We start from the raw sequence: 24,687 nt of genomic DNA on the forward strand, positions 1-24,687 counted from the left end.
CTTTGGACGTCGAATGTCCTTGGCACCTTCTGACCATCTTGCACCCTTATCGCTTCGCCCCTCATCCGATTCGCCGATTCCCCGGAACGGAAAGGTGAGGCGCGAAGCGGTGCCGGTTGGGGAGTCTTCTCCTGTGGCTGCGAGCAATGACGGGGGAAGCGTGCAGACGATCGGTCCGGTGTCGGCACTGGACACCGATAATTCATTTTTACCGCTGCACAGCAACAATGAAGCCGGCCGCACCCGCGCCGGCTGGCAGAACCGGTACGCCCTGACGCTCTACCTCATCGACTTCCTGGTGGGTCTCTGCGCGTCCACCCTGGCCCTGATCCTGCGATTCGGGTCCACCGGCCGCGAATCGTACATGCGCGGATATCTGGCCCTCACGCTGCTGGTACCGGTCGCATGGATCGCCTGCCTCGCGATCAACCGGGCGAACGAGCCGCGGCATCTGTTCGTCGGCACCGACGAGTACGCCCGGGTGTTCCGATCCGGATTGGCGCTGACCGCCGGCCTCGCCATTGTTTCCTTCTCGTTCGATCTGCGGCTGGCCCGGGGTTACGTGATCATCGCGATGCCGCTGGCCGTCGTCGTGGACCTCGCCGCCCGGTACGTGTTCCGGCAGAGCCTGCACCGGTCGTGGGCCCGCGGGCAGCGGCTGCACCGGGTCATCCTGGTGGGCCACGAGCGCGCCGTCGCGGACATGGCGCGCCGGCTGCGCCGCGAGCGGCATCACGGCCTCGGCGTCGTCGGCGTGTGCCTCCCGCCCGGCCGGCCCGGGAGCCTCTCCGTGGGACTGCCACCGGTCTACGGCACCTTCGACGGCGTCGCCTCGGCGGTCAACCGCTCCGGCGCGGACACGGTCGTCGTCCTGTCCTGCCCCGAGATCGACGGCACGGCGCTGCGCCAGCTGGCCTGGCGGCTGGAACGCGACGAGATCGACCTGATCGTGGCGAGCACCCTCGTCGACGTGGCCGGCGACCGTACGACGATCCGCCCGGTGGACGGCCTGCCGATGCTGCACGTCGAACATCCCCGGCTCAAGGGCAGCGCCCGCTTCGTCAAGGCGACGTTCGACCGGGCCGGGGCGGCCGCGCTGCTCGTGCTCGCCGCTCCCGTGCTGGGCGTGATCGCCGTCCTCATCAAGGCTCGGGGAGGCCGGGGCCCGGCGATCTTCCGGCAGGAGCGGGTGGGCAAGAACGGCCGGCCGTTCACCCTCTACAAGTTCCGGACCATGCACGCCGACGCCGAGGCCCGGCTGACGGAGCTGCGGAACCTGAACGACACCGACGGCGCCCTGTTCAAGATGCGCCGGGACCCGCGCGTCACACCGGTGGGCCGCTGGCTGCGCCGGTTCTCGCTCGACGAGCTGCCGCAGCTGGTGAACGTGGTCAAGGGCGACATGTCCCTGGTGGGCCCCCGGCCGCCGCTCGCCGGCGAGGTGGCGATGTACCCGGCGGACATGCGCCGGCGGCTCGTCGTCAAGCCGGGACTGACCGGCCTGTGGCAGGTGTCCGGCCGCTCCAACCTGACCTGGGAGGAGTCCATCCGGCTGGACCTGACGTACGTCGAGAACTGGTCGCTGGCCATGGACCTCGCCATCCTGGCCCGGACGGTCAGCGCGGTGCTGCGAAGCTCCGGGGCCTACTGAAGGGCGACGGTCAGCACGCCGCGCGCATCGGTCGGACGCGGCCGGACCGGCGCGGCCAGGTGGGCCAGCAGGGCGTCGGCGATGCGGGCTCCCGCGTGGCCGTCCCAGAGCGCCGGGGACCGCTTGAGCGGCGGGTCGGCGAGAACCCGGGCGGCCGTGGCGACGATCCGATCCGGGTCGCGCCCGACGAGGACGTTGGTGCCGTCGGTGAGGGTGATCGGCCGCTCGGTCGAGTCGCGCAGGGTGAGACACGGTACGCCGAGCGCCGTCGTCTCCTCCTGCACGCCGCCCGAATCGGTGAGCACGAGCCGGGCCGATGCCTGCAGCGCGATGAAATCGAGGTATCCGGCGGGAGGCACCAGCCGGATACCTCCGGGCAGGCCCACCTGCTCCAGGCGTACGGCGGTGCGGGGATGCACGGGCAGGACGACCGTCAGCCTCCGGGCCACCTCGCCGAGGGCACGCAGCAGCCCGCTCAGCATTCCGGTGTCGTCCACGTTGGCCGGCCGGTGCAGCGTCGCCAGGGCGTACCCGCCGTCGGTGAGGCCGTGGCGGTGCAGCGCATCGGAGGCGAGCGCCCGTTCGAGGTTCGCGTACAAAGTGTCGATCATGACGTTGCCGGCGAGGTGGATCTGGTCGTCGTGGTAGCCCTCGGCACGCAGGTTGCCGACGGCGTCCGGTGAAGGCGCGAACAGCAGGTCGCTGAGCCGGTCGGTGACGACCCGGTTGACCTCCTCGGGCATGCTCCAGTCGCGGCTGCGCAGGCCGGCCTCGACATGGCCGACCGGCACCCCGGCCTTGGCGGCGACCAGGGCGCAGGCCAACGTCGAGGTGACGTCGCCGACGACGACGACCGCGGCGGGGGCGAGCTCGCCGACGACGGGCTCGAACGCCGTCATCACCCGGGCGGTCTGTTCCGCGTGCGTGCCCGATCCGGTGCCGAGGTGGCGGTCCGGCGGGCGCAGCCCGAGGTCGCGGAAGAACACGTCGTTCATCGCGGCGTCGTAGTGCTGGCCGGTGTGGACCAGCACCACCTCCGCACCGCGCGCCTCGAGCGCGTCCATGACCGGCTTCACCTTCATGAAGTTGGGCCGCGCGCCGGCCACGCAGATGATCCGCGGCACGCTCAGATCACCTCGACCGCGGGGCCCTGCAGCCGCCGGCGGGTGTCGAGCAGGCACTTCGCCTCGCGGCCGATGAGGTCGTAGTCGAACTCGTCGTGGTCGGCGAGGAGCACCACGGCGTCGGCGCTGCGCAGCTCCTCGACGGTCAGCGCCACCATGGTGAGCTCGGGTGCCCCGTGCACCGCCTCGACCACGTGCGGGTCCGCCACCCGTACCTCCGCGCCCATCTGCCGCAGCAGCTGCACGATCCGCAGGGCGGGCGATTCCCGGGCGTCCCCGGTGTTCTTCTTGTACGCCAGCCCGAGCAGCAGGACCCGGCTGCCGGAGACCGAGCGCTGCCGGCGGTTGAGCACGTCGTTGAGCCGGCGTACCACGTAGTCGGGCATGTGGTTGTTGATGTCGTTGGCCAGGTCGACGAACCGGAAGCTCTGCCCGAGGGCGCGCTGCACCCGCCAGGACAGGTACGACGGGTCGACCGGCAGGCAGTGACCGCCGACGCCGGGGCCGGGGGTGAACCGCATGAAGCCGAAGGGCTTGGTCGACGCCGCGTCGATCGCCTGCCAGACGTCGATCCCCAGATCGTTGGAGATCATGGCGATCTCGTTGACCAGCGCGATGTTGACGTGGCGGAAGGTGTTCTCGATGAGCTTGGCGAGCTCCGCCTCTCGCGTGGACGACACCGTGACCGTGGTGTCCACGACCGTGTCGTAGAACGCCTTGACGCGCTCGAGCGAGGTGTCGTCCACGCCGGAGACGATCTTCGGCGTGTTGACGACGTTCCAGGTCGGGTTGCCCGGGTCGATGCGCTCGGGGCTGAAGCCGAGCGCGAAGTCGGTGCCGGCGGTCAGGCCGGAGAGCTTCTCGAGGATCGGCCTGACCACCTCCTCGGTGGTGCCCGGATAGGTGGTCGACTCCAGCACGACGGTGGTGCCCGGGCACAGGTGGCCGGCGATCATCTCGGCGCTCGCCTCGACGCAGGACAGGTCCGGGACGCCGTCGCGCAACGGGGTGGGCACCGCGATCACGGCTACGTCGAACCCCGCGCAGTCCCCCGGGTCGGTGCTGGGGCGGAACGACCCCGCGGCCAGGACGGCGCGCAGCCGGTCGGCCGGTACGTCCTCCACGTACGACTCGCCTCGCGTCAGGCGGCCGACGCGTACCGTGTCGAGGTCGTACCCGACGACCTCGTGGCCGACCTCGGCGGCGCGGACGGCCAGCGGCAGCCCGACGTACCCCTGGCCGGCGATGACGACTCGCATGGCTGTCTCCCTCAGTTGGTCTTGCCGACCGGCGCGGACCGCACGGAACGCGCCCACTCGCGCGCGACGAGCCGCATGAACGCGACGTTGGTGGTCAGGTACCGGCCGCCGAGACGGCGCGGCTCCTGCAGGACGCGGTACAGCCACTCACAGCCCATCCGCTGCCAGACCAGGGGCGCGCGCTTGACCACCCCGGCCAGCACGTCGAAGGACCCACCCACCCCGTGCACCACCTTGGCGCCGGTGCGGCCTCCGTGGGTGGCCACGAAGACCTCCTTCTTCGGCGAGGTCATGCCGAGGAACAGCAGATCGGCGCCGCTGCCCTTGATGGCGTCGGCCACCGCGGGGGTCTCGTCGTCGGTGTAGTAGCCGTGGTGGCTCCCGGCGATGCGCAGGGCGGGGTGCTGGACCCGGATGCGCTCGACCATGCGCTCGAGCACCTCGGGGCGGGCGCCGAGGAAGTAGACGGAACGGCCCTGAAGCTCGGCCATGTAGAGCAGGCGCTGGAACAGGTCGATGCCGGCCACCCGCTCGGGCAGCCGGCGCCGCAGCACCCGGCCGGCCCAGACCACGGACTGCCCGTCCGCGACGATGAGGTCGCAGCCCAGCACCGCGTCGCGCAGGGCCGCGTCGTGGCGCATCTTGACGATCTTCGCGGCGTTGACCACGCCGACCTCGAGGAGTTCGCCGCGTTCGACGGCATCCATGCAGAGCTGCACGGTCTCGCCGAGGGTGAGCGCATCGAGGGGTACGCCGAAGAGGTCCTGCCGGGGGCGTTCCCGTCCGGTCAGGTCTGTGGTCTCCATGGCCGTCACCGTCCCCACGCGAAGTACAGCCAGCCGAACTCGTACGGCCGGCACTCCCGGTCGAGCGACGTGGGCCGGTACACCCGGTCGATGACCGGCAGGCGCAGCCCGGAGCGGGCGCGCGTCGTGACCGTGTGCAGGCCCCGGACGATTTTGCGGGGGTCGCCGCGGTACACCTTCCGGACCGTCAGCCCCTCGTCGTCGAGCAGCATCGGCTCGCCGGTGTCGCCCAGCTCGTCCGGGCGCAGCAGCCAGCGCAGCCCCCGGCGGATCGGCTCGGCGTAGTCGCCGCCCCCGGCCTCGGTGAGGTCGAGCAACGCCATCGGCGCCATCGCGTGCTGATGCACCGAGTAGACCGGGTAGCCCTCGATGACGCCGCCGGTGCGGGCGTCGTAGTGCCACCACCATTGCCCACCCGGCCCCTGCAGCCGGCAGATCTGCTCCGCGGTGGTACGGGCCGCCGCGAGGGCCGCGGGGTCGTCACCCGAGCGGTGCAGCCGCGCGAGCGCCTGCACCGGGTAGACCTGATCGGCGAAGCAGGCCACGTGCCGGCGGTACGACCTCACCAGCCCGGGCCCGGTCACGTGGGGGAACACGGGGCTGCCCGGGACGACGCTGCCGAGCAGCCGCCGCCGGGCGTGAGCCAGCTGTTCCTCGACGTCGAGCCGGGCGCGGGCCTCGGCCAGCGCCGAGACGACCCACGCGCTCTCCACGACGTACTCGGGGGCGGTCCGCCGGTCGAACTCGCGCAGCCGCCGGACGGCGTCGGGCAGCAGCGCGTGGCCGGCCTGGGCGGCGCACCAGGCGATCAGCGCGATGTCGCCCAGGTTGCGGCTCGCCGCCTGCCGCTTCACGAGCAGGGCGATGAAATCGTCGAGCCGATGGCCGCCCAGCAATGCGGGCTGCGCATCGACCGGCAACCCGGACGCCCCCAGCGCCACAATTGCGGCATAGCGCAGGCTCGTGCCGGCCAGTTGCGAGGTCACGCCACCATTCGTTGTGGTGAACGTACGCGTAAAGGTGAATTCGTCGGAATCCGCGCGATACATTTTGGGCAGTCCGCGTGAAGCGAGTGCGATGAGGCGTTTTGTCAGCTCGCCGGTCTCACCGTCGAGGTGGGTGAATCTCGCGGGTGCTGGCGTCATGTCGTCCTTCCGGAGGGCGGCGGAGGGCGTGACCGGTGTCCATGAAGGACATCCGAGTGACGTCCGGGCGGCGAAGGTGGAAAAGCCGCATTCCCGTTGGCTGGTAAGAGATTCCGGCAACTAGGGCAGACGGCATCGGCAGCGAGGGCAGGCGCGGGAGCACCGGCCCGCCACGGAAACCGAGGAGCCGACTGCGAGGCTACTGAGGACGGTCGTGCCGCCGGAAGGTGTGACGCCTAGCTGACATGACGTACTGACCGTTTCGCTCGGCGCCTTCCGATATCTCCGACCGACCGGGTCGGTTCCGCTCCTCGGAACGGCCAATGTGCGCCGGGCGTACCGGATCGGCGCGGGTCACCCTTCCGGCGACCGCCGGGAATGGTCGTGGAAATGGCGCGTGAACGGCGCGCGAACAAAAAGCCGGTCAGGAGGCCGGCGGGAACGGCAGTCGCTTCGGGCGCACGAGCGCAGCGACCGCGCGGCGGCTGCGGGGATGCCCCAGCGCCGCCCGGGAGGCCTCGCGCAGGAGGACCACCGACCAGAAGAGAGCCGTGGCGGGCCGGGAGTGGCGCATGCCGAACAGCCGGACGCGGTTGACCGTCAGCAGGCTCCAGAGCGCCGGGGACACCCGCGACTCCCCGCCGATGTGCACCACCTCGGCGCCGGGCACCAGGGCGGTGCCGAAGCCGCGGTCGCGGGCCCGCAAGGCGAACTCGGTCTCCTCGGAGTACAGGAAGAACCGCTCCTCCCAGAGCCCGCAGGACTCCAGGCACTCACGGGAGATCAGCATGACCGCGCCGGTGGCCCAGTCCACTGTGCCGGCGCGGAAATACGCCTCGCGGTCGACGACCGTCTCGCCGAGCCTCGCGAACCGCCCGGCGCGCTGACCGAGCACCGCCTCGCCGAAGGCCCGGGCGATGGTCGGCTCGCGGCGCAGCGACAGCGCCACACCGCCCTGCTCGTCGAGGATGCGCGGCACGGCTATGCCGATCCGCCGCGGGCCGTCCCCGCCGAGCCGGGCCGTCATCGCCGCCACCGATCCGGGGCTCAGCCGTACGTCCGGGTTGAGCAGCAGCACCGCGTCGTACGGCTCGGCCACCTGCACGGCCGCGTTGAACGCGGCCGCGTAGCCGGCGTTGCGCCCGGTCTGCACGATCCGGCACCCGGGCACCATCCGGCGGGCGACGGCCACGCTGTCGTCGGCCGAGGCGTTGTCCGCGACGGTGAGGTGCCAGGCCAGACCCCGCAGGCCGTCGTCCAGCGAGTTCAGCAGACCCGGCAGGACAGCAGCACTGTTGTAGCTCACGACGACCACGGCGACCCTCATGCCGCGCGGCTGCTCTCGTCGCGCAGCCACGTCGTGAAGTCGCCGGAGCGGATGGGACGGCGCGCACGCCAGCGGGTGACCGCGGTGACGGCCAGGAACACCGCCAGCTTCGGCGCCGCCGACGGCCGCCCGCGCACGACCCGGATCAGGTCCGCACGGGTGGTACGCGCCGAATCCACCGCGCCTCCCGAGATCTGCTGCAGCTGGGTGGTCGCGGTGACCGACCGTACGCGGCGACGCAGCAGATCGCCCAGGGTCCGCGGCGGGTGCACCACCACCCGCGCTTCGGCAACCACCCGCCGCTCGGCTCGGGTGAATGCGACCGACGCGGCGAGGTCGTCACCCATCACGTCGGGCAGGGCGCGCAGCCGCCGCCTGGCCTCCGGCGCGACAGCGATCACACCGCGGCCGAACAACCCGTCCCGGACGACCGGGAGCTCCTGCCAGAAGTCGTAGTACCAGCGCACCGGCCAGGACGAGCGCCCGGTCGCGACCACCCGTTGCGGGGCGGCCGCCAGCACTCCGGGCTCCCGCAGGACGGCGGCGAGGCGGCGCACGTCGGCCGCGCCGATCTCCACGTCGGCGTCGACGTAGACGACCTCCGCGCCGGTGGCCCGGTCGTCGCCGGCGCGCAGTGCCGCGTACTTTCCGGCGCGGGTCAGCGGCACCACCCGGACGGGATCGCCGAACGACCTGGCCACCCGCTCGGTGTCGTCGGTGCAGCCGTTGGGCACGACGACGATCTCGAGCTCGCCGGGCAGCGCACCGGCCAGCAGCCCGCGCAGGAGCCGCCCGATGACCGGCGCCTCGTCGTGTGCGGGGACCACTACGCTGATCACGCACGAAGTATCTCCGTGAGCCCGCACGCGCACCACCGACTGTCGGATCCCGGTCCCAGGACGCGCCGTACGGCCATCGTGGAAGGACCGTCGGGAGTGGCGCATCGTCCGCACGGACGAGTGCGGCGACCACCTCGCGCGCGTATCGATGGGGGTCCGACGAGTCAGCAGAGAGAGGCGGGGCGATACGTGTACGTCTCGATGCGCGACCGTCCCGGGTCCCCGGCGGACCGGCACGCCGGCCGGGTGGCGACGACCGTCCTGCTCCTGGGCGTGGTCAGCATGCTCACCGACGTGTCCTCGGAGATGGTCGCCGCGGTGCTGCCGCTGTACCTCACCACCCAGGTCGGGCTCGGCTATGTCGCGTACGGATTCGTCGACGGCCTCTACCAAGGCGTGAGCGCGGTGGTCCGCATCGCCGGCGGTTACGCCGGTGATCGCGGCGGGCGTCCCAAATGGATCGCCGCAGCCGGGTACGGCGTCTCGGCGCTCAGCCGGATCGCGCTGCTGCCGGCCCACGGCTTCGCCGCCGTCACCGCTGTGATCACCGCCGACCGGCTCGGCAAAGGGCTGCGCACGGCGCCGCGCGACGCGCTGATCGCCCGGGCGTCCGACCCCGCCGTGCTCGGGCGGGCGTTCGGTGTGCACCGCACCCTCGACACCGTCGGCGCCGTGCTGGGCCCGCTGGCCGCGTTCGCGCTCCTCATGGTCGTGCCGGGCAGTTACGGCTCGGTGTTCGTCACGTCGTTCGCCTTCGGCGCCGTCGGATTCGTCGTCCTGGTCCTGTTCGTGCCCGATCTGCGTACCGGTGCCGCGGTCCGGTTGCGGCTGCGCGCGATGGTCCGAGAGGTCGGCCGGGCCCGCCTGCGGCGCCCCCTGGCCGCGACCGCCCTGCTGGGCGTGCTGACGGTCGGCGACGGGTTCCTCTACCTCGCGGTGCAGCAACGCGACGACCTCGCCGCGCGCTTCTTTCCCCTGCTGTACGTGGGTACCAATGTCGCGTACCTCGCACTGGCGCTGCCGCTGGGCCGGCTGGCCGACCGCATCGGCCGGGCGCGGGTGCTCGTCGGGGGTCACGTCGCCCTGGTCGCCGCGTACGTGGCGGCCGGTGGCCCGTTCGGCGGCGCCGCCGGGACGGTGGTCGTCCTGCTGCTGCTCGGCACCTTCTACGCGGCCACCGACGGCGTCCTCGCCGCCCTCGTCAGCCGGCTGGTCAGCGCCGAGGCCAGAGGCAGCGGGATCGCGGCGGCCCAGACCGTCGTCGCGCTCACCCGCTTCGTGGCCGCGCTCGGCTTCGGCGGCCTCTGGGTCCTGATCGGGCGGGGTCACGCCCTGCTGCTCGTCGCCGCCCTCCTCGCCGCGGCCCTGCCGGTCGCCTGGTGGCTGCTGCGTCCGGCGGAGGTCCGCGGATGACGAGCGGGTGGAGGCGGACGGCAGTCCTGCTCGGCGTCGTACTGCTCGCCGTCGTCGCGGCCGGAGCGTACGTCCTGCGCGTGCACCAGCGGCAGGCGGCGGCCAACTCAGCGCCGGGCGCGCCACGCGCCGACCTCGCGACGGTGGCGGCGGTTCCCCATCTCGTCTTCCGCAACACCGCCCTCGGCGAGGGGTACGGCCGGCTCGCCCTTGTGCCGCTGACCGCGCCGAACGGCCCGCGCGCCGTGACCGAGGTGTCGTGCGAGCGGGTGTACGCGGTCACCGCCCGCTCGGTGTGCCTGTCCGCGCGCCGGGGCATCACCAACACGTACCGGGCGCAGGTGCTCGCCGCCGACTGGGCACCTGGCGGGGACCTGCCGCTGACCGGCCTGCCGAGCCGGGCCCGGTTGTCCCGCGACGGCGCCCTGGCGGCCACGACGACGTTCGTCTACGGCGACTCGTACGCCAGCCCCGGCCAGTTCTCGACCCGCACCACCGTCACCAGGATCGCGGACGGCCGGCACACCGACCTGGAGAAGTTCCGGCTCGAGGTGGAGGGCCACGCCGTGACCAGCGCGGACCGCAACTTCTGGGGCGTCACGTTCGCCGGCGACGACGACACCTTCTACGCCACCGCGGCGACAGGCGGCCGGACCTGGCTGGTCCGCGGCACCGTCTCCGGCCGCCGGATGACGGCCGTGCGAGCCGACGTCGAGTGCCCGTCGCTGTCCCCGGACGGCGCCCGCATCGGCTTCAAGAAGCACGGCGACCTGCCGGCGGGGCAGTGGCGGCTGGCCGTGTACGACCTGCGGACCGGGGCCGAGACGGTGCTGGCCGAGACCCGCAGCGTCGACGACCAGGTGGTGTGGCTCGACGACGCGACCATCCTCTACGGGCTGCCGCGGACCGCCGGCTCCGGCGCCGCCACCAGCGACGTCTGGGCCGTGCCGGCCGACGGCACCGGCCGGCCACGGGTGCTCGTTCCGGACGCGTGGTCCCCCGCGGTCGTCAGCCCTTCCTGACCGCGATCAGCGACTTGGTCAGTCCGGCGAGCCGCTCGCTGAGCAGCTCGGAATCGGGGAAGTAGTACCGCATCTGGCTGCGGTCGAGCAGCTCGGTCCAGAGCACCCCGGTCAGGGCGTCGCGCAGGTCGGCGGAGCGCACGTGCGCCAGCGGCCAGCGGCGCGCGAGCACCGCGCGGGCCCGTACCGGCAGGAACTGCATCCCGGGCGCGATCCAGTGCGGCTCCACCGGGAAATACCGGTACGGCGTCTGCACCCAGTGCGCGGGCGCGAGCCGATGCACCGACTCGGCGAACCGCAGCCGCCGCTCGTGCCCGCCGACGTGCTCGATGACGGAATTCGAGAAGACGAGGTCGTAGCGGCCGGAAGCGATGCGCTCGGGCAGCGAGCACGCGTCGCCCTTGTCGACGGTGATCCAGCTCGGCACGTCGGCCGGCGGGGTGTCGATGTTGACGACGTGCACATGCTCCGGATGCAGCGGCGACCGCGTCCAGGTCCCCGCGTCCCCGCCGAGGTCGATCACCGACATCCGGGCGAGGTCGGGGAAGACCCGCACCAGCCACTCCCACCGGCGCGCCCGGCGCCGGCCACCCCAGGACTCGTTGCGGTCGACCACACGTTCCCGAATGGACTGTGAACCCATCCGCGGACCCTAGCCCGGCACCGGACCGTGCCCCAAGGGGCCGCCGTGCCTCCGGTCGCCGATCCGACACCGTGGCGCCACTTTTCGTCCGGCCGGTGCGGCGGACCGGCCAAAGTGGCACATCGATCGGTACTCACGGTTCTCTTGCGAGCGGTGCGGCGCCGGTACAGTCCGCTCGTGTGCACAAGCCGATAGCAGTGCGGGCTTTCCTCGGTGTCGCTCTCGTAGCGCTCCTCGCCGCCGCCACCTGGTGGATGGCCGGGCGCAACGACGACCGGCGGCCGGCCGCGGCGCAGTTGCCGCCGAGCGGTACGCCTGCGCCGGCCGCGCCGCCGTCCGCCTCCTCCAGCGGCACGCCTCCCAGCGCGTCCGCACCGAACTCCCGGCCGCCGGTGAGCGTCAGCTCGACCACCACCGCCCGGCCGGCGACCAGCGGCGTTTCCCGGGCACGGGGTTCCTTCCCGGACGACGGCAGCACCGGTGTGCCGGCCGGCGTGACGCTCAAGGCGGCAACGACCACCTCGCTGCGCGTACGCAGGGCAGGCACCGTGATCGACCGCGCCGACATCCGCGGCGAGATCAGCGTCGAGGCGAACGACGTCACCATCAAGAACTCGCGGGTGGTCAACGCCGGCAACTGGGGCATCGTGCAGCGGCCGGAGGCGAAGGGCCTGGTCGTCAAGGACAGCGAGATCCGGGGCAACGGCAAGGACCGGCTCCAGTACGCCATCCTGAACCTCGGCAGCGGCGACATCTCGGTCCTGCGCAACGACATCTCGAAGGTCTCCGACGCCCTGTCGACGAACGTCGGCCTGATCGAGGGCAACTACCTGCACGACCCGGTCTACTTCGACGGCGACCACACGGACATGATCCAGTCGAACTCCGGCCCGCCGGCGGGACAACGCCTGGTGATCCGCCACAACACGGTCGTCAACACCCTCGAACAGACCGCGGCGGTCGCGCTGTTCCAGGACTTCGGCGTCCAGCACGACGCGACGATCGAGCACAATCTGCTGGCCGGCGGCGGGTACGCGCTGTACGCGGGTTCCGGCGCGAAGGGCACCTCGTACAACATCAGAGTGGTCGGCAACGTGTTCAGCCGCGAGGTGTTCGGCAAGAGTGGCCAGTACGGCCCGGTGGCCTACTGGGACAAGGGCGGCAGCGGCAACGTCTGGCAGGACAACGTCTGGGCCGACACCGGCCGGCCGGTCACGGCGGACCGATGAGAGACGGAGTGCCCTCCCCCATGTTCGACGGACACCGCGGCGACCTCATCGTCTACTTCTCGGGCAGCCGCTGGGACGGCCCGCCCGGGCACGACCGCAACATGGCCGAGGCCCTCAGCCGCTTCGCTCCGGTGCTCTTCGTCGAACCGATCGTGTCCGCCCTGACCGGCTTCAACCGTCCGGAACTCGCCGGGCTGCTGGACCGGCCCCGGCTCCAGGTGCTGTCCCCGCGGCTGGCTCACCTGGTCACCCCGGTCGTGCCGGGATTCAGCCGGCCCGCCGTCCACCGCCTGGTGCCCCCGATGGTCCGCCGGGCCACCCGCCGGGCCGTCCGGAAACTGTACGGGCCGGCGTCGCGGGAGCCGCTGGCCGCGGTCGTGTGCAGCCGTTTCGGGGATCCGGGCACTCCGCTACCGGTGCGACGCCGGGTCTTCTACGTCACCGACGACCTGGTGGCCGGAGCGGGCATGGTGGGGCTGTCCCGGGACTGGCTGCTGCGGGAGGAGGCCGCCTCCCTGCGCCGGGCGGACGCGGTCGCGGTCGTCTCCGAGGCCATCCGCGAGCGGTACGCCCGCAACGGTGTCCACGCGCAGCTCGTCGCCAACGGATGCCGGCCGGACGCCTACGCCCGGGTCGACGACGCGCCGATCCCGTCCGGAGTGTCCCTGCCCGGGCCGGTCGCCGGGCTTCTCGGCCACGTCAACGACCGCATCGACCTGGCCCTGCTGGAGGCGGTCGCCGACACCGGGTCGTCGCTGCTGATCGTGGGGCCGGTGGCGCCCGGCTACGACACCACCCGCTTCGACGCGCTGACCGCACGCCCCAACGTGTGCTGGACCGGGCCCAAGCCGTACGAGGAGATGCCGTCGTACCTGCGGCTCATCGATGTGGGCCTCACGCCGTACGCGGACACCGCGTTCAACCGGGCCAGTTTCCCGCTCAAGACCCTCGAGTACCTCGCCGCCGGGCGAGGAGTGGTGGCCACTCCGCTGCCCGCCGTGACCTGGCTGGGCACCGACCTGGTCAGCACCGCGCCGACACCGGAAGCGTTCGCGGCGCGGGTGCGGGAGGCTCTCGCCGTACCCCGTACGGCCGAACTCGCCGCCCGCCGGCGAGCCTTCGCCCGCGAGCACAGCTGGGACCGGCGTGCCGGTCAGTTCGCCGGGCTGCTCGGTGTCGGTGCGGCGGAGGTGCGGCGCTGATGAGGATCCTCGTCTTCGCGCACCGGCTGGAGGTCGGTGGCACGCAGGTGAACGCGATCGAGCTGGCGGCCGAGCTGCGCGACGCCCACGGGCACGACCCGGTGCTGTTCGCGACGCCGGGTCCGATGGTGGAGCTGGCCACCGCGAAGGGCCTGCGGTTCCTCCCGGCCCCGGAGCCCTCCTGGAACCCGTCGTGGGGCCGCATGCGGGCCCTGCGGGAGGCGGTCCGCCGCGAGAAGCCCGATCTCGTGCACGCCTGGGACTGGCCACAGTGCCTCGACTCCTATTACGGGGTGCACCTCACCCGGAGGGTGCCGCTGCTCGTCACGGTCATGTCGATGACGGTGCCCCGGCTGATCCCCCGCGCCGTGCTCACCACCTTCGGCACTCCCGAGCTGGTCGACCGGGCGCGCTCGGCGGGCCGGGACCGCCTCGGCCTGCTCCTGCCCCCGGTCGACGTGCACCACAACGCTCCGGATGCCGCGGACGGCGGGGAGTTCCGGGCCCGGTACGGCCTCGACCCCGGCGACACCGTGCTGGTGACCGTCTCGCGCCTCGTGGAGCACCTGAAGCTGGAAGGGCTGCTCCGCACCGTACGCGCCATGGCCGTGCTCGGGCGCGAGCTGCCTCGCCTCCGGTTCGTCGTCGTGGGCGACGGCACCGCGCGCCAGCACCTCGAGCACCTCGCCGCGCAGACCAACGCGGCGCTCGGCCGTCCCGCCGTGGTCCTGACCGGGGCGCTCGTCGATCCCCGTCCGGCGTACGCGGCGGCCGACGTCGTCCTCGGCATGGGCGGGTCCTCGCTGCGCGCCCTGGCGTTCGCGAAGCCGACGATCGTGGTGGGTGAGCAGGGCTTCGTGTCCGCCTTCACCCCGGAGACCGCCGATCAGTTCCTCTACCAGGGCATGTACGGCCTCGGCGACGGCAACGACACGGACCACCGGCTCATCGCCGAAGTGCGGAGGACCGTGGGCGCGCCGGAGCGGTTCGCCGAGCTGGGCGCACTCTCCCGCGACTTCGTCGTCCGCCATTACTCCCTGGAGTCCGTGACGCGGCAGCTCGACGGTCTGTGCCGCGAGGCCGCCGCGGATCGGCCGGCGTTGCGGGTTCGGGCCGCGGACGGCGTACGCACCGCAGCAGTTCGGGCCGCCGGGTCCCTCAAGACGGCGTCAGGACCAGCCATCCGAAGCCGACAACGCCGCCGTAGCCGGTGAGATAGTCGTTTCGCCGCTGATCAGCGAACGAGCGCGCAGCCGGCGTGCCGGGATGCCAAAGCACGCCGCCTCCGGCCCGGCAGGCGCCAGCCGGCGGGTCAGAGCCGTACGGCAGCCGCTTACACCGCGGACGTCGTCGGCTCCGCCTGATGCCGGGTGACCCTGACCAGCCGGACCAGGGGCCACGCGACGACGCCGAACGCCGCCGTGCTGGCCAGGCCGCCCACGAGCAGCGTGGCCACGTCACCGCCGACGAGCCGGTGCACGCCCACCGCCACCGCCACCGCCACCGCTCCGGCGGCCACCGGTCTCCCGGCGGAGCGCAGCACGTCCAGCGGCCTGATGCCCAGGGTGACGAGCGCCGCCAGGTGCAGCGGGACGGCGACTCCCAGCGCGACGAGGCAGTGGGCGATTCCCGCACCGCGGATGCCGCCGTGCAGGGCGCCGACGGTCAGGGCCGGCAGCAGGGCGACGACCCAGCCGCCCTGGATGAGCAGGGTCAGCCGGGCCTTGCCGGCGGCGGTCAGCACGTCGGCGGCGAGCTGCATGGCCACCCGCAGGGCCCCGAGCACGGCCAGGAAGGTCAGCGCCCCGGCGGCGGCCGCCCACCTCGGTCCGTAGACGAACCGGGTGGCCGGCAGGGCGTAGACGGCGAGCAGGGCGCCGGCCAGCGTCGTCGGGGCGAGGATGAGCGTCAGCGAGCGGCAGAACGCGGCTTTGAGGGCACCCGGATCGTGTTGCAGCCGGGCGAACGCCGGCACGGAGACCCGGGCGACGGCGACGGAAAGGATGCTCACCGGCCAGCTCGACAGGTTGAAGGCCAGCAGGTAGAGCCCGAGCGCCTCGGGACCCAGCAGGCGCCCGACCATGATGTAGTCGACGTTCATGAGGCCGACCGCCAGCAGCAGCGTGCCGGCGATGGGCAGGCCGGCGGTCAGCACGTGCCGGGCCGCCGACCGGGACCAGCCGGGCCGGAAACGCGCGGGGGCGAAGACGAAGAGCAGGACGCCGTTGACGATGTTGCCGACGAAACGCCCCCACGCCAGGCTCCAGGCGCCGAAGCCCAGCAACGCCAGGACGATCGACAGCCCGAGCGTCACCACCATGCCGGTCAGGTCCGCCGTGGCCCGCCGGCCCTGCTGGAAGGAGCGGGTGAGCATCGCCGACGGGACCGCGAACAGGCCGTTGACCATCACCGAGCCCGCCATCAGGCGCACGATGCCGGCCGCGTCGGGAGCGCCGAGGGCGGTCGCGATCGCGGGCGCACCGAGGAAGGTCCCGGTGGCCAGCACGAAGCTCGCGCCGAGGATGATGCTCGTCGCGGTCGGCGCGATCTCCTGGATACGGCCCGGCCAGCGCACCAGGGTCGGCTCGAGGCCGAGGTCGTTGACGTTCGCCAGGATGAGCAGCACGACCAGGGCGACGGTGAACCGCCCGTAGTCCTCGGGCGACAGCAGCCGCGCCAGCACGATGCCGCTCAGCACCGTGCCGGCGCGGGTTGCGACGCTACTGAGGAAGCTCCAGCCCAACCCCCGCCGGACCACCGTGCCGAACGGCTCCTCCGTGGCCTCGGCGGTGGTCACCGGCCAGGCGTGCCGCGCCGGCGTCCGACCGGCAGCTGGGCCCGGAGCTTGCGCGCGCCCTGCCGCACCCGGTGGTGGGCGCTGAGGCGGATGCGCTGCGACAGCGGGGCGAACGAGTAGTCCGGATAGCCGCGGTTGAACGGCTGCAGATGCCAGTTGTCGTCCGGGTCCGCGTCTGCCCGCTTGCGGAACGCCGCCGCCCGGTTGTCGGCGACCTCGAGCAGCTCCCAGTCGGCCGAGCCCTGCATGAATCCGAAGACGACCGCCACCGCGGGCATCGGGACGTCGTCGAGGACGAGCACGCCGCCCACGGCCAGCATCTGCTCCACGTAGTGGAAGTCGATGGTGGGATGGGGAAACGAGTGCTTCCCGTCGATGAAGGCGAGGTCCACCGGCCGGTCGAGCTTCAGCGCCGGCAACGCGGCGTCACTGGGCTCGGCCACGAACGAGAGCCGGCTCGTGTCCAGGCCGACGGACTCGCAGTAGGCCCGGATGCGCTGGTGCTCGTCGGGGGCGGGGCTGATCGCGGTGTGCTCCGCGCCCGCCGCCGTGAAGACGACGGTGGAGGCGCCGGCACCCGTCTCGATCGTCCGGTCCCCCGCCCGGACGTGAGCGGCCAGCAGCCCCAGCGTGTCCGGGAGAGCGTTCCAGGTCCGCGTTCCGCCGGCGTGGAACACCGGTCCGTCGGTCATCAAACGGTCCACTATCGACGCCGTCGCGCTGTCTTTCATAGGTCCCCCTCGCTCTCCCCTCGCAAGATACAGAGACCCTCGCGGGGATTCCTCGGCCTTTCAGTCGTGCTTGCGCGCCCGGCAGGCAACGCTTTTCCGCGTACGGGTTGCCGCGTCGTATCCACGACTGCCGATAACCGACAACTCCGCTAGGAACCGAACCAGCGGGGCGTGGAGGTGCGCACTTCCCGGGACGGATGGGTGAATCGCCATACGGCCCCGCAGAGCCCGATCAGCATTCCCAGCGTGAGCGAATACGTCGTGTAGGTCAGCGAGTCGAACGTGTACGCGATGAAGAGGGCCACCACCTGAGTCGAGATCAGCACCAGGCAGAGGTGGCGGTCGGCGGGGTCGCCCGCCCGGCGGAGCGCGATGCCGGCGAGGACGATCGCGGTCAGGTGCAGCACGGCCAGCACCGCCACGCCGACGGCTCCCGCCTCGAGGGCGGTGCGCAACCACTGGTTGTCCAGGAACTGGTACATCGGCGGCTCCCAGGTGCCGGTGCCCCGGCCCCACCACGGGCGCTGGCTGTAGTAGTAGCCCACCATGGCGTACCGCTCGGTGCGGACCTCGATGCTCGAGTCGTCGCTCGCGTTGGCGAAGATGTCGTAGAAGGTGCGCACCGTCGACGGCTGCACCGCCGACATCGCCACGACGGCGGTCACGCCCATGGCGATCACGTTGTAGCGGGTTCGCCAGGTCCAGAGCGGCATGAGGATCAGGATCGCGATGACCACCGAGATGATTCCCGTACGCGAGATCGTGACGAGAATGCCGGCGACGATCATGAACGCGGCGAGCCCGAACCATCGGCGGCTCTGGCGGGTGGCGGCGAACTTGGCGAAGTGGATGGCGATCGGCAGCGCGATGGACAACGTCGCGGCGAGCTCCAGATAGTGCGTGGTCGTGGCGGCCACCCGCAGGCCACCACCGCGCTCCTGGTATCCCGGGATGCCGAGATTGGACAGGCCCGGCACCGTCATGTACTCGACGATGTTGACCGGCAGCACCTTCTGCAGCAGGCCGATGACCGACATGTAGACGCAGCACCAGACGAAGACCTGCAGGGCGACGCGGAGCCTGTCCCAGTTCGAGATGCCGTCCGCGGCGACCAGGATCGCGCCGATGAAGGCCGCGCCGCCCGCCAGCAGGGCCCGGTCCGCGGCGTTGGCCTCCAACGGCGTCAGCCCGCGTTCGAAACCGATCACGTACGAGATCAGCATGGACAGCAGGTAGAGCAGCACGGCCCAGCGCACCGGCTGCGGTCCGGGCATGGCGAGCCGGGGATTACCCCGGGTCCCGACCCACCAGCAGAACATCACCATGCAGACCACCGTGCCGGGCCGGCCGACGTCGGCCGACGTGCCGGGCACGATGAGCCGGGACGGGATCAGGGTGAGCAGGCAGATGGTCAGCCCGAACGCGAGCGCCGCGTCCAGGCGCACCGGCCTGCGCCGCGTCGCGTAGGTCTGCTCGCCGAAGAGCGCCGGTTCGAGGTCCGCGTGGAAGGCCGGTGCGGTCACCGTCATCTGCCGCGGTCGTCGTCGGCCCCCGCCTCACCTGCGCGGGGCGTGCGGGGCAGGAGGATGGTCGCGTCCGCCGACATGGCGGACGACGAGATCACGACGGTGCCGCCGTTCTTCCCGTTCGCGGCCGAGGCGTGCGGCGTCAGTGGCCTGGTCTTCTCCCAGTCCTCCGGCACGGAGACGTCCGGGCCGGTCCGCTGGCGCACCACCTGCGGGGCGGGACCGCCGGCAGCGGGCGGCTTGGGGCGGCGGCGACGGCGCAGCAGCGCGTCGAACAGGATGGTCACGCCGCCGGTCATCAGGATGCCGATCGCGAACACCACGACCACCGCGCGCTTGACCTTCCCGCCCGGGCGCTTGACGTTCTCGCCCTTGTCGAGCCGGTAGGCGGTGATCATGTCGGCGACCTTGACGCCGTACTGCTTCTGCAGCATCTCCACGGACTGCTCGTAGTGGCTGGTGATCAGCCCGGTGGCCGACTCCGCCTGCTCGAGGGTGGGCGCGATGACCTCCACGATGGCGACCGGGTTACGGTCACCGATGGTGATCTCGAAGCTCGCGCTGTCGTCCTGGACCTTCAGCTGGTCGAGGAACGTCTGGTCCTGTGTGGCCACCATGGCGGCGTTGCTCAGCGACGTGATGCCGAGCGCGAGCCACGGATTCTGCGCCTGGGCCGCCTTGGCGGGGTCCGACACCGCGGTGGGCGGGATCAGCTGCACGTACGCGGTGATCGAGTAGTCGGGTTCGACCGCCACCGCGGTGTACGCGGTTCCGGCGATCGTCAGCAGCAGCAGGGTTACCGAGATGTACCACCGGCGGACCAGGAGCTTGGTGAGGTCCCAGAAGTCCATGCCGTTCCCCTCTGCCGGGCGCGCCCGACCGACCGTCTCTCCAGGAATTACGGCCGACACTAGCCGCGAACCGGGGCGTCAGCCATCCGTCATCGGGCTCGATCGGATCGGACAGCCGACACCTGTTCACGCGGCGATGAAGATCGGGTCGACCCAGAAGTTGTGATTCGCCGTGCCCGACGGGAACCCCGCTCCGTACTTGTAGCGCCCGCCTTGCGACGGCACGTGCAGCGGTGCGTTGTTCGCCCCGGACGACAGCCCGTTCAGATCCACCGCGTAGTGGCCGTCCGTCATGGCGTACGACACCACGTAGGTCGTACCCGGCGTGATGCTGACCGGTGACGAGAACAGCATCGTCTGCCAGCCGGTGTCGGACTCGCTCACGAAGGTGCCGGTGGCCAGCAGCACGCCCGCGTTCGACCACAGCGAGCCGGTGTGGGTGCCGCTGTTGTCGGAGCCCTTGTAGTACCGCACCCCGTTGACCGTGCCCGCGACGTCGGAGGTGAAGGCCACGCCGACCTCGATGGCCGCCGGGTCGTTCCACTGCGCGTTCACCGGGGTGGCCGAGGCGGGGAACACGGTGACGGCGCCGGGCGGAACGGTCGGCTGGGGCGGCTGCGGCTCGGTCGGGGCGGCGACGAACAGCGGATCGACCCAGTAGTTGGTGCTGCCGTACGAGGTCGTCGGGAAGGCGTCCGAGCCGTACACGTACACGCCGTTGTTGCCGGCGGAGGCGCTCAGCGGGCCGTTCGTCCACTTCGAGGTGAAGAAGCCACCGGTCGCCGCGTAGTTGCCGCGGGGGGCGAAGTACGACGCCAGGTAGGTCGTGCCCGCCGTCACCTGCACCGGATCGGTGAAGTACACCGTCTGCCAGCCGCTCGACGACTCGCTGACGAACGTCGCCGAGGCCAGCCGGGTGCCGGTCGACGACCACACGCTGCCGACGTGTGTGCCGCCGTTGCCCGTACCCTTGTAGAACCGCACGCCGATCACGGAGCCGTTGACGCTCGGGGTGAACCGCACGCCCAGCGTGATGGCCCCGGAGTCCTTCACCGCCGGCGTCGCCGGCGTGTCGACGGCGGAGAAGAGCTTGCTGACCGTGGTCGAGGCCGGATCGGTGGTGAACGTCCAGGTCTGGGGGGCCGCCATCGCATTGCCGTTGGTGTCCGAGGCGGTCACCTCCGCGGTGAACTGCTGGCCCGCAGCGAGCGGGTCCACCGGGGCGAACCTGGCCGTCCTCGTAGTGGCGTCGTAGGCCGTCGACCCGGCGACCGAGGCGTTGCCGGCACCCTTCACGGAGAACTGCACGCTGGACGCGTTGATCGGCTTGCTGAAGGTCGCGGTCGGCTGCGCCGAGACGGGTACGTACACAGCGTTCGGCGTCGGGGTGACCGAGGTGACGGTCGGCATCGTCAGCGCCGACGAGTCGAACAACACGTCCACGTAGTAGTTGGTGGCGTTGTACGAGCGCACCGGGAAGTCGCCGGGCGCGCCGTACACACCGTTGCCGGCCGAGTCCTGGCTGCGCGGCGAGCTCAGCGGCGACGCCACGTACGGGTTGTAGGAGAACGCCCACGGATCCGCCGCGTAGTGCCCGTTCGGCGCGCTGTACGACGCGACGTACGTCGTGCCCGCGACCACCGGGACGGCGGGCGAGAACACCAGCGTCTGCCAGCCGGTCGCCGTCTCGCCGCTGAACGTGCCGCCGGCGAGCAGATCGCCGTTCTCCGACCAGAGGCTGCCGGTGTGGGTGCCCGTGTTGCCGGTGCCCTTGTAGAACCGCACGCCCTTGACGAATCCGTCGGTCTGCGGGACCACCTTGACGCCCAGCTCGGCGGCGGAGGTGTCGCCGGACGCCGGGGTGTCGGGGACCCGGTTGCCGAACAGGCTGGTCGAGCCGGTCAGCGCGAGCGTGCGGGAAGCGGCCGCGCCGAGGTTGGCGCTGTCGTCGGCGGCCCGCACCTTGATGGTCGTCCCGCCGTCGCCGGTGACGATGCCACTGTACGACCAACTCGTGGTCCCCGCGGCCGGATGCCAGGTGGTGCCGTTGTCCAGCGAGACCTCGACGCCCGCCACCACGCCGCCGGCGTCGGTGGCCGTGCCCGACACGGTGACCTTCGCGCCGTTCGCGGCGGAGGCGCCCGAGGCCGGCGAGGTGATGGTGACCGCCGGCCCGGCGGTGTCGGTGGACGCCGTGGCGGCGACGAGCCCGCTCATCCGCGTCGCCGGCTGCACTTTCATGTCCGCCAGCAGGTTCAGCGTGGCTTGCTGCATCCGGATGTCGGCGGGCGCGACCGGGTCGAAGGAGCTGTCGTGATCGGCGTCCAGCCCCCAGGCGTACTGGATGGTGCCGGCGCCGAACACCAGCGCGCCGCTGGGTGCCCGGTAGAGCGTCATGTGGTGGGTGGTGGTGCCGGGGGTGACGACCTCGCCGAAGTCGCGCAGGTACTCGGGGGTGTCGCCGGTGGTCGTCGACAGGCGGATCAGGCCGGCCGGGCGGAACCCGTTGTCCAGGTCCTCGTCCGATTCGTACCCGATGGTGTGCGGGGCCAGCGTGGCGGTGGACCCGGCCGCCAGGTTCGCCACCGAGGTGTTGCGCCAGAAGCGGTTCCTGCCCTGCGCCGCCGGCACCTGCATCGTGAGGTCGTCGCTGTTGGACATGAAGGCGGTGCCGGTCAGCGCGTTCTCCGGCCGGCCGCCGTTGGCCGGCGGGCTGAAGCGCGGATCGCGCCAGGTGCCGGTCCACTCCGGGGTGGGGTCGCTCTTGCGGCTGTCCCACGTCTCCTTGTAGCAGACCAGCGTGCGGTGGTCGGTGTTCGCGCCGTCCTTGCTGGTCTCCCACCGGGTCTTCCAGTAGACCTCGTTGCCGCTGAGAAAGGCGAGGCTGGTGCCGGCGTCGCGGGCGGCCTCGACCGCCGTGCGCTGCGGGCCCGACCAGTACTCGTCGTGGCCGACGGAGAGAAAGACCTTGTGGTTCTCGATGAGGCCGCCGTGCCGGTCGCCGTCGACGTCGGTGGTGTACGTGACGTCGTAGCCGTTGCGCTCGAGGAAGCGGATCGCCGGGTACTCGGTGCTGAACAGGAAGTCGCGCCCGTCGAAGGCGCCCCTGGTGGCGAAGGGCCGGTTGTAGCTGAGCTTGGTGGCGCGGCCGTTGGGCCCGGAGTAGAAGTTGGCCCCGCCGTAGTTGTTGTACGCCTGCCAGGTGGCGTCGGACGTCTTGAAGATGACGTCGGACGTGCTGGTGTCGTCGCGAACCACGAACGTGACGTGGCTGGCGCCGCCGTCGTCCGTGCGGGTCAGCAGGGCGAAGTAGACGCCGGAGACGGCGGTCGCCGGCACCGGCCAGCTCGCCGACACGGCCCAGGTGCCGCAGTCGTAGATCTGCGTCGGCACGTCCGTCACGCAGGCGGTGTTCTGGTTCTGGGCCGGGAACGTGCCGGACAACGACGTCACCTTACGGGCGCCGTTGCCGCCGTAGTAGCCGAGCCGGTAGATATCGATGGTGTACGCGTGCTCCGCCCGCACCTTGAAGCTCACGGTGCCGCCCGCGTTGACGCTCATGTCCGTCGCGAAGCCCTGCAGCGTCTCGTCACCCGCGCCGGTTATCTGCCAGACGTCCGGTGCGGTGCCGGCCTTGGCGTTCTCGCACACGACGGGGTTCGGCGAGCAGGTGGCCGCCGACGCGGCCACGGACACGCTGCCGACGGCGCCGGCCGTGATGAGCGCGCAGGTGGCGCCCATCGCCACCAGCCTGCGCAGGGGGCCTGCAATGTCCATGATGTCGCGCCTCTCCGCTGAGGAATTCCTTTTCCTCCGCCGATCGGAGGGTGCGTTTCCACCATTCAGGCAGGTGTCGCAGAATTGCACGGCCGACGTGACCGGTCCACAACCGACAATAGATCGGGTGCCCATTGCTCGTACTCCACCGATAGGCCAGAGACAGGTCCGGGGAATGTCGGATAACGGACCGGGTCCATTCGCCGAAGTCGGGCAAATGCGCAATCGCCGCCTAGCGCAATGCGACGGCCAGCGCCGCTGCCACCGCCTCCTGCTGGGCCGCGGTGATCTGCGGGTAGATGGGCAGGGACAACAGCTCGGGCGCGGCGGCCTCGGCGGTGGGGAACGATCCTCCCAGCGCGGCGAACGCACCCGTACGGTGCACGGGCACCGGGTAGTGGACAGCCGCGCCCACGCCGGCCGCGTGGAGGCGCGCCAGCACCTCGTCGCGCCGGGCGGGCGTACCGTCGCCCGGAATGCGGACACAGTAGATGTGCCAGACGTGTTCGTTGCCGTCGAGCGTCTGCGGGAGAACCACGTCGAGGCCGGCGAGCAGCTCGTCGTAGCGGGCCGCGGCCGCGCGGCGGCGCTCGTTCCAGCCGGCCAGGCGGGCCAGCTTCGCGCGGAGAACGACCGCTTGCACGCCGTCCAGGCGGCTGTTCATCCCGATCAGGTCGTGGGTGTACTTGGTGAGGCCGCCGTGGCTGCCCAGGGTGCGTACCGTGGTGGCCAGCTCCGGCGACGTGGTCACGACCGCGCCGGCGTCGCCGTACGCGCCGAGGTTCTTGCCGGGGTAGAAGCTGGTGGCGGCGATCCCGCCCGACCCGGCGCCGCTGCCGTGCCGGGTGGCGCCCTGGCACTGGGCGGCGTCCTCGACGACGGCCACGTCGCGCCCGCGGAGTCCCGATCGTAGCCGCTCGATCGGTGCCATCTGTCCGTACAGGTGCACGGGCACGATGGCCCGGGTGGCGGGCGTGACGGCGGCGAGCGCCGCCTCGGTGTCCATCAGGTAGGTGCCGGGTTCACAGTCGACGAGCACCACCCGGGCGCCCGCGCGAGCCACCGCCTCGGCGGTGGCGATGAACGTGTTGGCCGGCAGGATCACCTCGGCGCCGGGGCCGGCACCGACGGCCCGCAGGGCCAGTTCGAGGGCGTCGGTGCCGTTGGCCACGCCGACGCAGAACGGTACGCCGGAGAACGCGGCGTACTCCTGCTCGAACGCGGCCACCTCCGCACCCCCGACGAATGCGGTCTCGGCGAGGACGCGCTTGAAGCCGGCCTCGACCTCCTCGGCCACCTCCGCGTGCGCGGCGGCCAGGTCGACGAGCGGGATACGGGTCATGGT

The 24,687-nt window shown here is 71.8% G+C and carries 19 protein-coding genes; 6 read left to right on the forward strand and 13 right to left on the reverse strand.

Annotation, left to right across the window (positions count from 1 at the left end; translation table 11 throughout):
- Window positions 1-178: 178 nt before the first annotated feature.
- Window positions 179-1,651, forward strand: a complete 1,473-nt coding sequence (locus tag ACIBO8_RS30635; protein ID WP_396118851.1) for a sugar transferase — start codon at window positions 179-181, stop codon at window positions 1,649-1,651.
- On the opposite strand, the gene wecB is transcribed toward ACIBO8_RS30635, so the two are convergent.
- The 6 genes from wecB to ACIBO8_RS30665 form a co-directional block, all read right to left on the reverse strand.
- Window positions 1,645-2,775: a non-hydrolyzing UDP-N-acetylglucosamine 2-epimerase gene (gene wecB, locus ACIBO8_RS30640; protein ID WP_396118852.1), complete on the reverse strand. Its 1,131-nt coding sequence runs from the start codon at window positions 2,773-2,775 to the stop codon at window positions 1,645-1,647. The genes ACIBO8_RS30635 and wecB overlap by 7 nt on opposite strands.
- A gap of 2 nt (window positions 2,776-2,777) precedes the next feature.
- A complete protein-coding gene (locus tag ACIBO8_RS30645) occupies window positions 2,778-4,034 on the reverse strand; it encodes a nucleotide sugar dehydrogenase (RefSeq protein WP_396118853.1) in 1,257 nt (418 codons plus the stop codon).
- A gap of 11 nt (window positions 4,035-4,045) precedes the next feature.
- Window positions 4,046-4,840: a WecB/TagA/CpsF family glycosyltransferase gene (locus tag ACIBO8_RS30650; RefSeq protein WP_396118854.1), complete on the reverse strand. Its 795-nt coding sequence runs from the start codon at window positions 4,838-4,840 to the stop codon at window positions 4,046-4,048.
- 5 nt (window positions 4,841-4,845) lie between these two features.
- On the reverse strand, window positions 4,846-5,826 hold the full coding sequence (locus ACIBO8_RS30655) for a hypothetical protein (RefSeq protein WP_396118855.1): 981 nt from the start codon (window positions 5,824-5,826) through the stop codon (window positions 4,846-4,848).
- A 583-nt stretch (window positions 5,827-6,409) separates the two neighbouring features.
- The gene (locus tag ACIBO8_RS30660; RefSeq protein ID WP_396118856.1) at window positions 6,410-7,312 is read right to left on the reverse strand and encodes a glycosyltransferase; all 903 of its coding nucleotides are present in this window, start codon (window positions 7,310-7,312) and stop codon (window positions 6,410-6,412) included.
- Complete coding sequence (locus ACIBO8_RS30665) at window positions 7,309-8,151, reverse strand: glycosyltransferase family 2 protein (protein WP_396118857.1); 843 nt, start codon at window positions 8,149-8,151, stop codon at window positions 7,309-7,311. Before ACIBO8_RS30665 ends, ACIBO8_RS30660 begins: the two co-directional genes overlap by 4 nt.
- A 201-nt stretch (window positions 8,152-8,352) precedes the next feature.
- Here ACIBO8_RS30665 and ACIBO8_RS30670 point away from each other — a divergent pair, with 201 nt between their 5' ends.
- Window positions 8,353-9,564 (forward strand): MFS transporter, encoded by a 1,212-nt coding sequence (locus ACIBO8_RS30670; RefSeq protein ID WP_396118858.1) that lies wholly within the window; start codon window positions 8,353-8,355, stop codon window positions 9,562-9,564.
- Complete coding sequence (locus ACIBO8_RS30675; protein ID WP_396118859.1) at window positions 9,561-10,586, forward strand: hypothetical protein; 1,026 nt, start codon at window positions 9,561-9,563, stop codon at window positions 10,584-10,586. Before ACIBO8_RS30670 ends, ACIBO8_RS30675 begins: the two co-directional genes overlap by 4 nt.
- Here the strand turns inward: ACIBO8_RS30675 and ACIBO8_RS30680 are convergent.
- Window positions 10,573-11,229 carry a methyltransferase domain-containing protein gene (locus ACIBO8_RS30680; RefSeq protein WP_396118860.1) on the reverse strand — a complete coding sequence of 219 codons (657 nt, stop codon included), beginning with the start codon at window positions 11,227-11,229 and terminating at the stop codon, window positions 10,573-10,575. The genes ACIBO8_RS30675 and ACIBO8_RS30680 overlap by 14 nt on opposite strands.
- A gap of 179 nt (window positions 11,230-11,408) precedes the next feature.
- Here ACIBO8_RS30680 and ACIBO8_RS30685 point away from each other — a divergent pair, with 179 nt between their 5' ends.
- Genes ACIBO8_RS30685 through ACIBO8_RS30695 form a run of 3 tightly spaced genes read left to right on the forward strand, consistent with a single transcriptional unit; the run spans window position 11,409 to window position 14,874 of the window.
- Complete coding sequence (locus ACIBO8_RS30685; RefSeq protein WP_396118861.1) at window positions 11,409-12,458, forward strand: hypothetical protein; 1,050 nt, start codon at window positions 11,409-11,411, stop codon at window positions 12,456-12,458.
- Window positions 12,459-12,478: 20 nt separating this feature from the next.
- Window positions 12,479-13,660, forward strand: a complete 1,182-nt coding sequence (locus ACIBO8_RS30690; protein ID WP_396118862.1) for a glycosyltransferase — start codon at window positions 12,479-12,481, stop codon at window positions 13,658-13,660.
- Window positions 13,660-14,874 carry a glycosyltransferase family 4 protein gene (locus ACIBO8_RS30695; protein WP_396118863.1) on the forward strand — a complete coding sequence of 405 codons (1,215 nt, stop codon included), beginning with the start codon at window positions 13,660-13,662 and terminating at the stop codon, window positions 14,872-14,874. Before ACIBO8_RS30690 ends, ACIBO8_RS30695 begins: the two co-directional genes overlap by 1 nt.
- Window positions 14,875-14,993: 119 nt before the next feature.
- On the opposite strand, the gene ACIBO8_RS30700 is transcribed toward ACIBO8_RS30695, so the two are convergent.
- The 6 genes from ACIBO8_RS30700 to ACIBO8_RS30725 form a co-directional block, all read right to left on the reverse strand.
- Window positions 14,994-16,457 (reverse strand): lipopolysaccharide biosynthesis protein, encoded by a 1,464-nt coding sequence (locus ACIBO8_RS30700; protein WP_396118864.1) that lies wholly within the window; start codon window positions 16,455-16,457, stop codon window positions 14,994-14,996.
- A complete protein-coding gene (locus tag ACIBO8_RS30705; protein WP_396118865.1) occupies window positions 16,454-17,149 on the reverse strand; it encodes a class I SAM-dependent methyltransferase in 696 nt (231 codons plus the stop codon). The genes ACIBO8_RS30700 and ACIBO8_RS30705 overlap by 4 nt, the downstream gene beginning before the upstream one ends.
- A 188-nt stretch (window positions 17,150-17,337) precedes the next feature.
- The gene (locus ACIBO8_RS30710; RefSeq protein ID WP_396118867.1) at window positions 17,338-18,717 is read right to left on the reverse strand and encodes an O-antigen ligase family protein; all 1,380 of its coding nucleotides are present in this window, start codon (window positions 18,715-18,717) and stop codon (window positions 17,338-17,340) included.
- A complete protein-coding gene (locus ACIBO8_RS30715; RefSeq protein WP_396118868.1) occupies window positions 18,714-19,565 on the reverse strand; it encodes a hypothetical protein in 852 nt (283 codons plus the stop codon). The genes ACIBO8_RS30710 and ACIBO8_RS30715 overlap by 4 nt, the downstream gene beginning before the upstream one ends.
- A 126-nt stretch (window positions 19,566-19,691) precedes the next feature.
- Window positions 19,692-23,342 (reverse strand): DUF4082 domain-containing protein, encoded by a 3,651-nt coding sequence (locus ACIBO8_RS30720; RefSeq protein WP_396118869.1) that lies wholly within the window; start codon window positions 23,340-23,342, stop codon window positions 19,692-19,694.
- Window positions 23,343-23,574: 232 nt separating this feature from the next.
- The gene (locus ACIBO8_RS30725; protein ID WP_396118870.1) at window positions 23,575-24,684 is read right to left on the reverse strand and encodes a DegT/DnrJ/EryC1/StrS family aminotransferase; all 1,110 of its coding nucleotides are present in this window, start codon (window positions 24,682-24,684) and stop codon (window positions 23,575-23,577) included.
- Window positions 24,685-24,687: the final 3 nt, after the last annotated feature.

The sequence above is a fragment of the Actinoplanes sp. NPDC049681 genome (assembly GCF_044465265.1).
GTDB lineage: Bacteria > Actinomycetota > Actinomycetes > Mycobacteriales > Micromonosporaceae > Actinoplanes.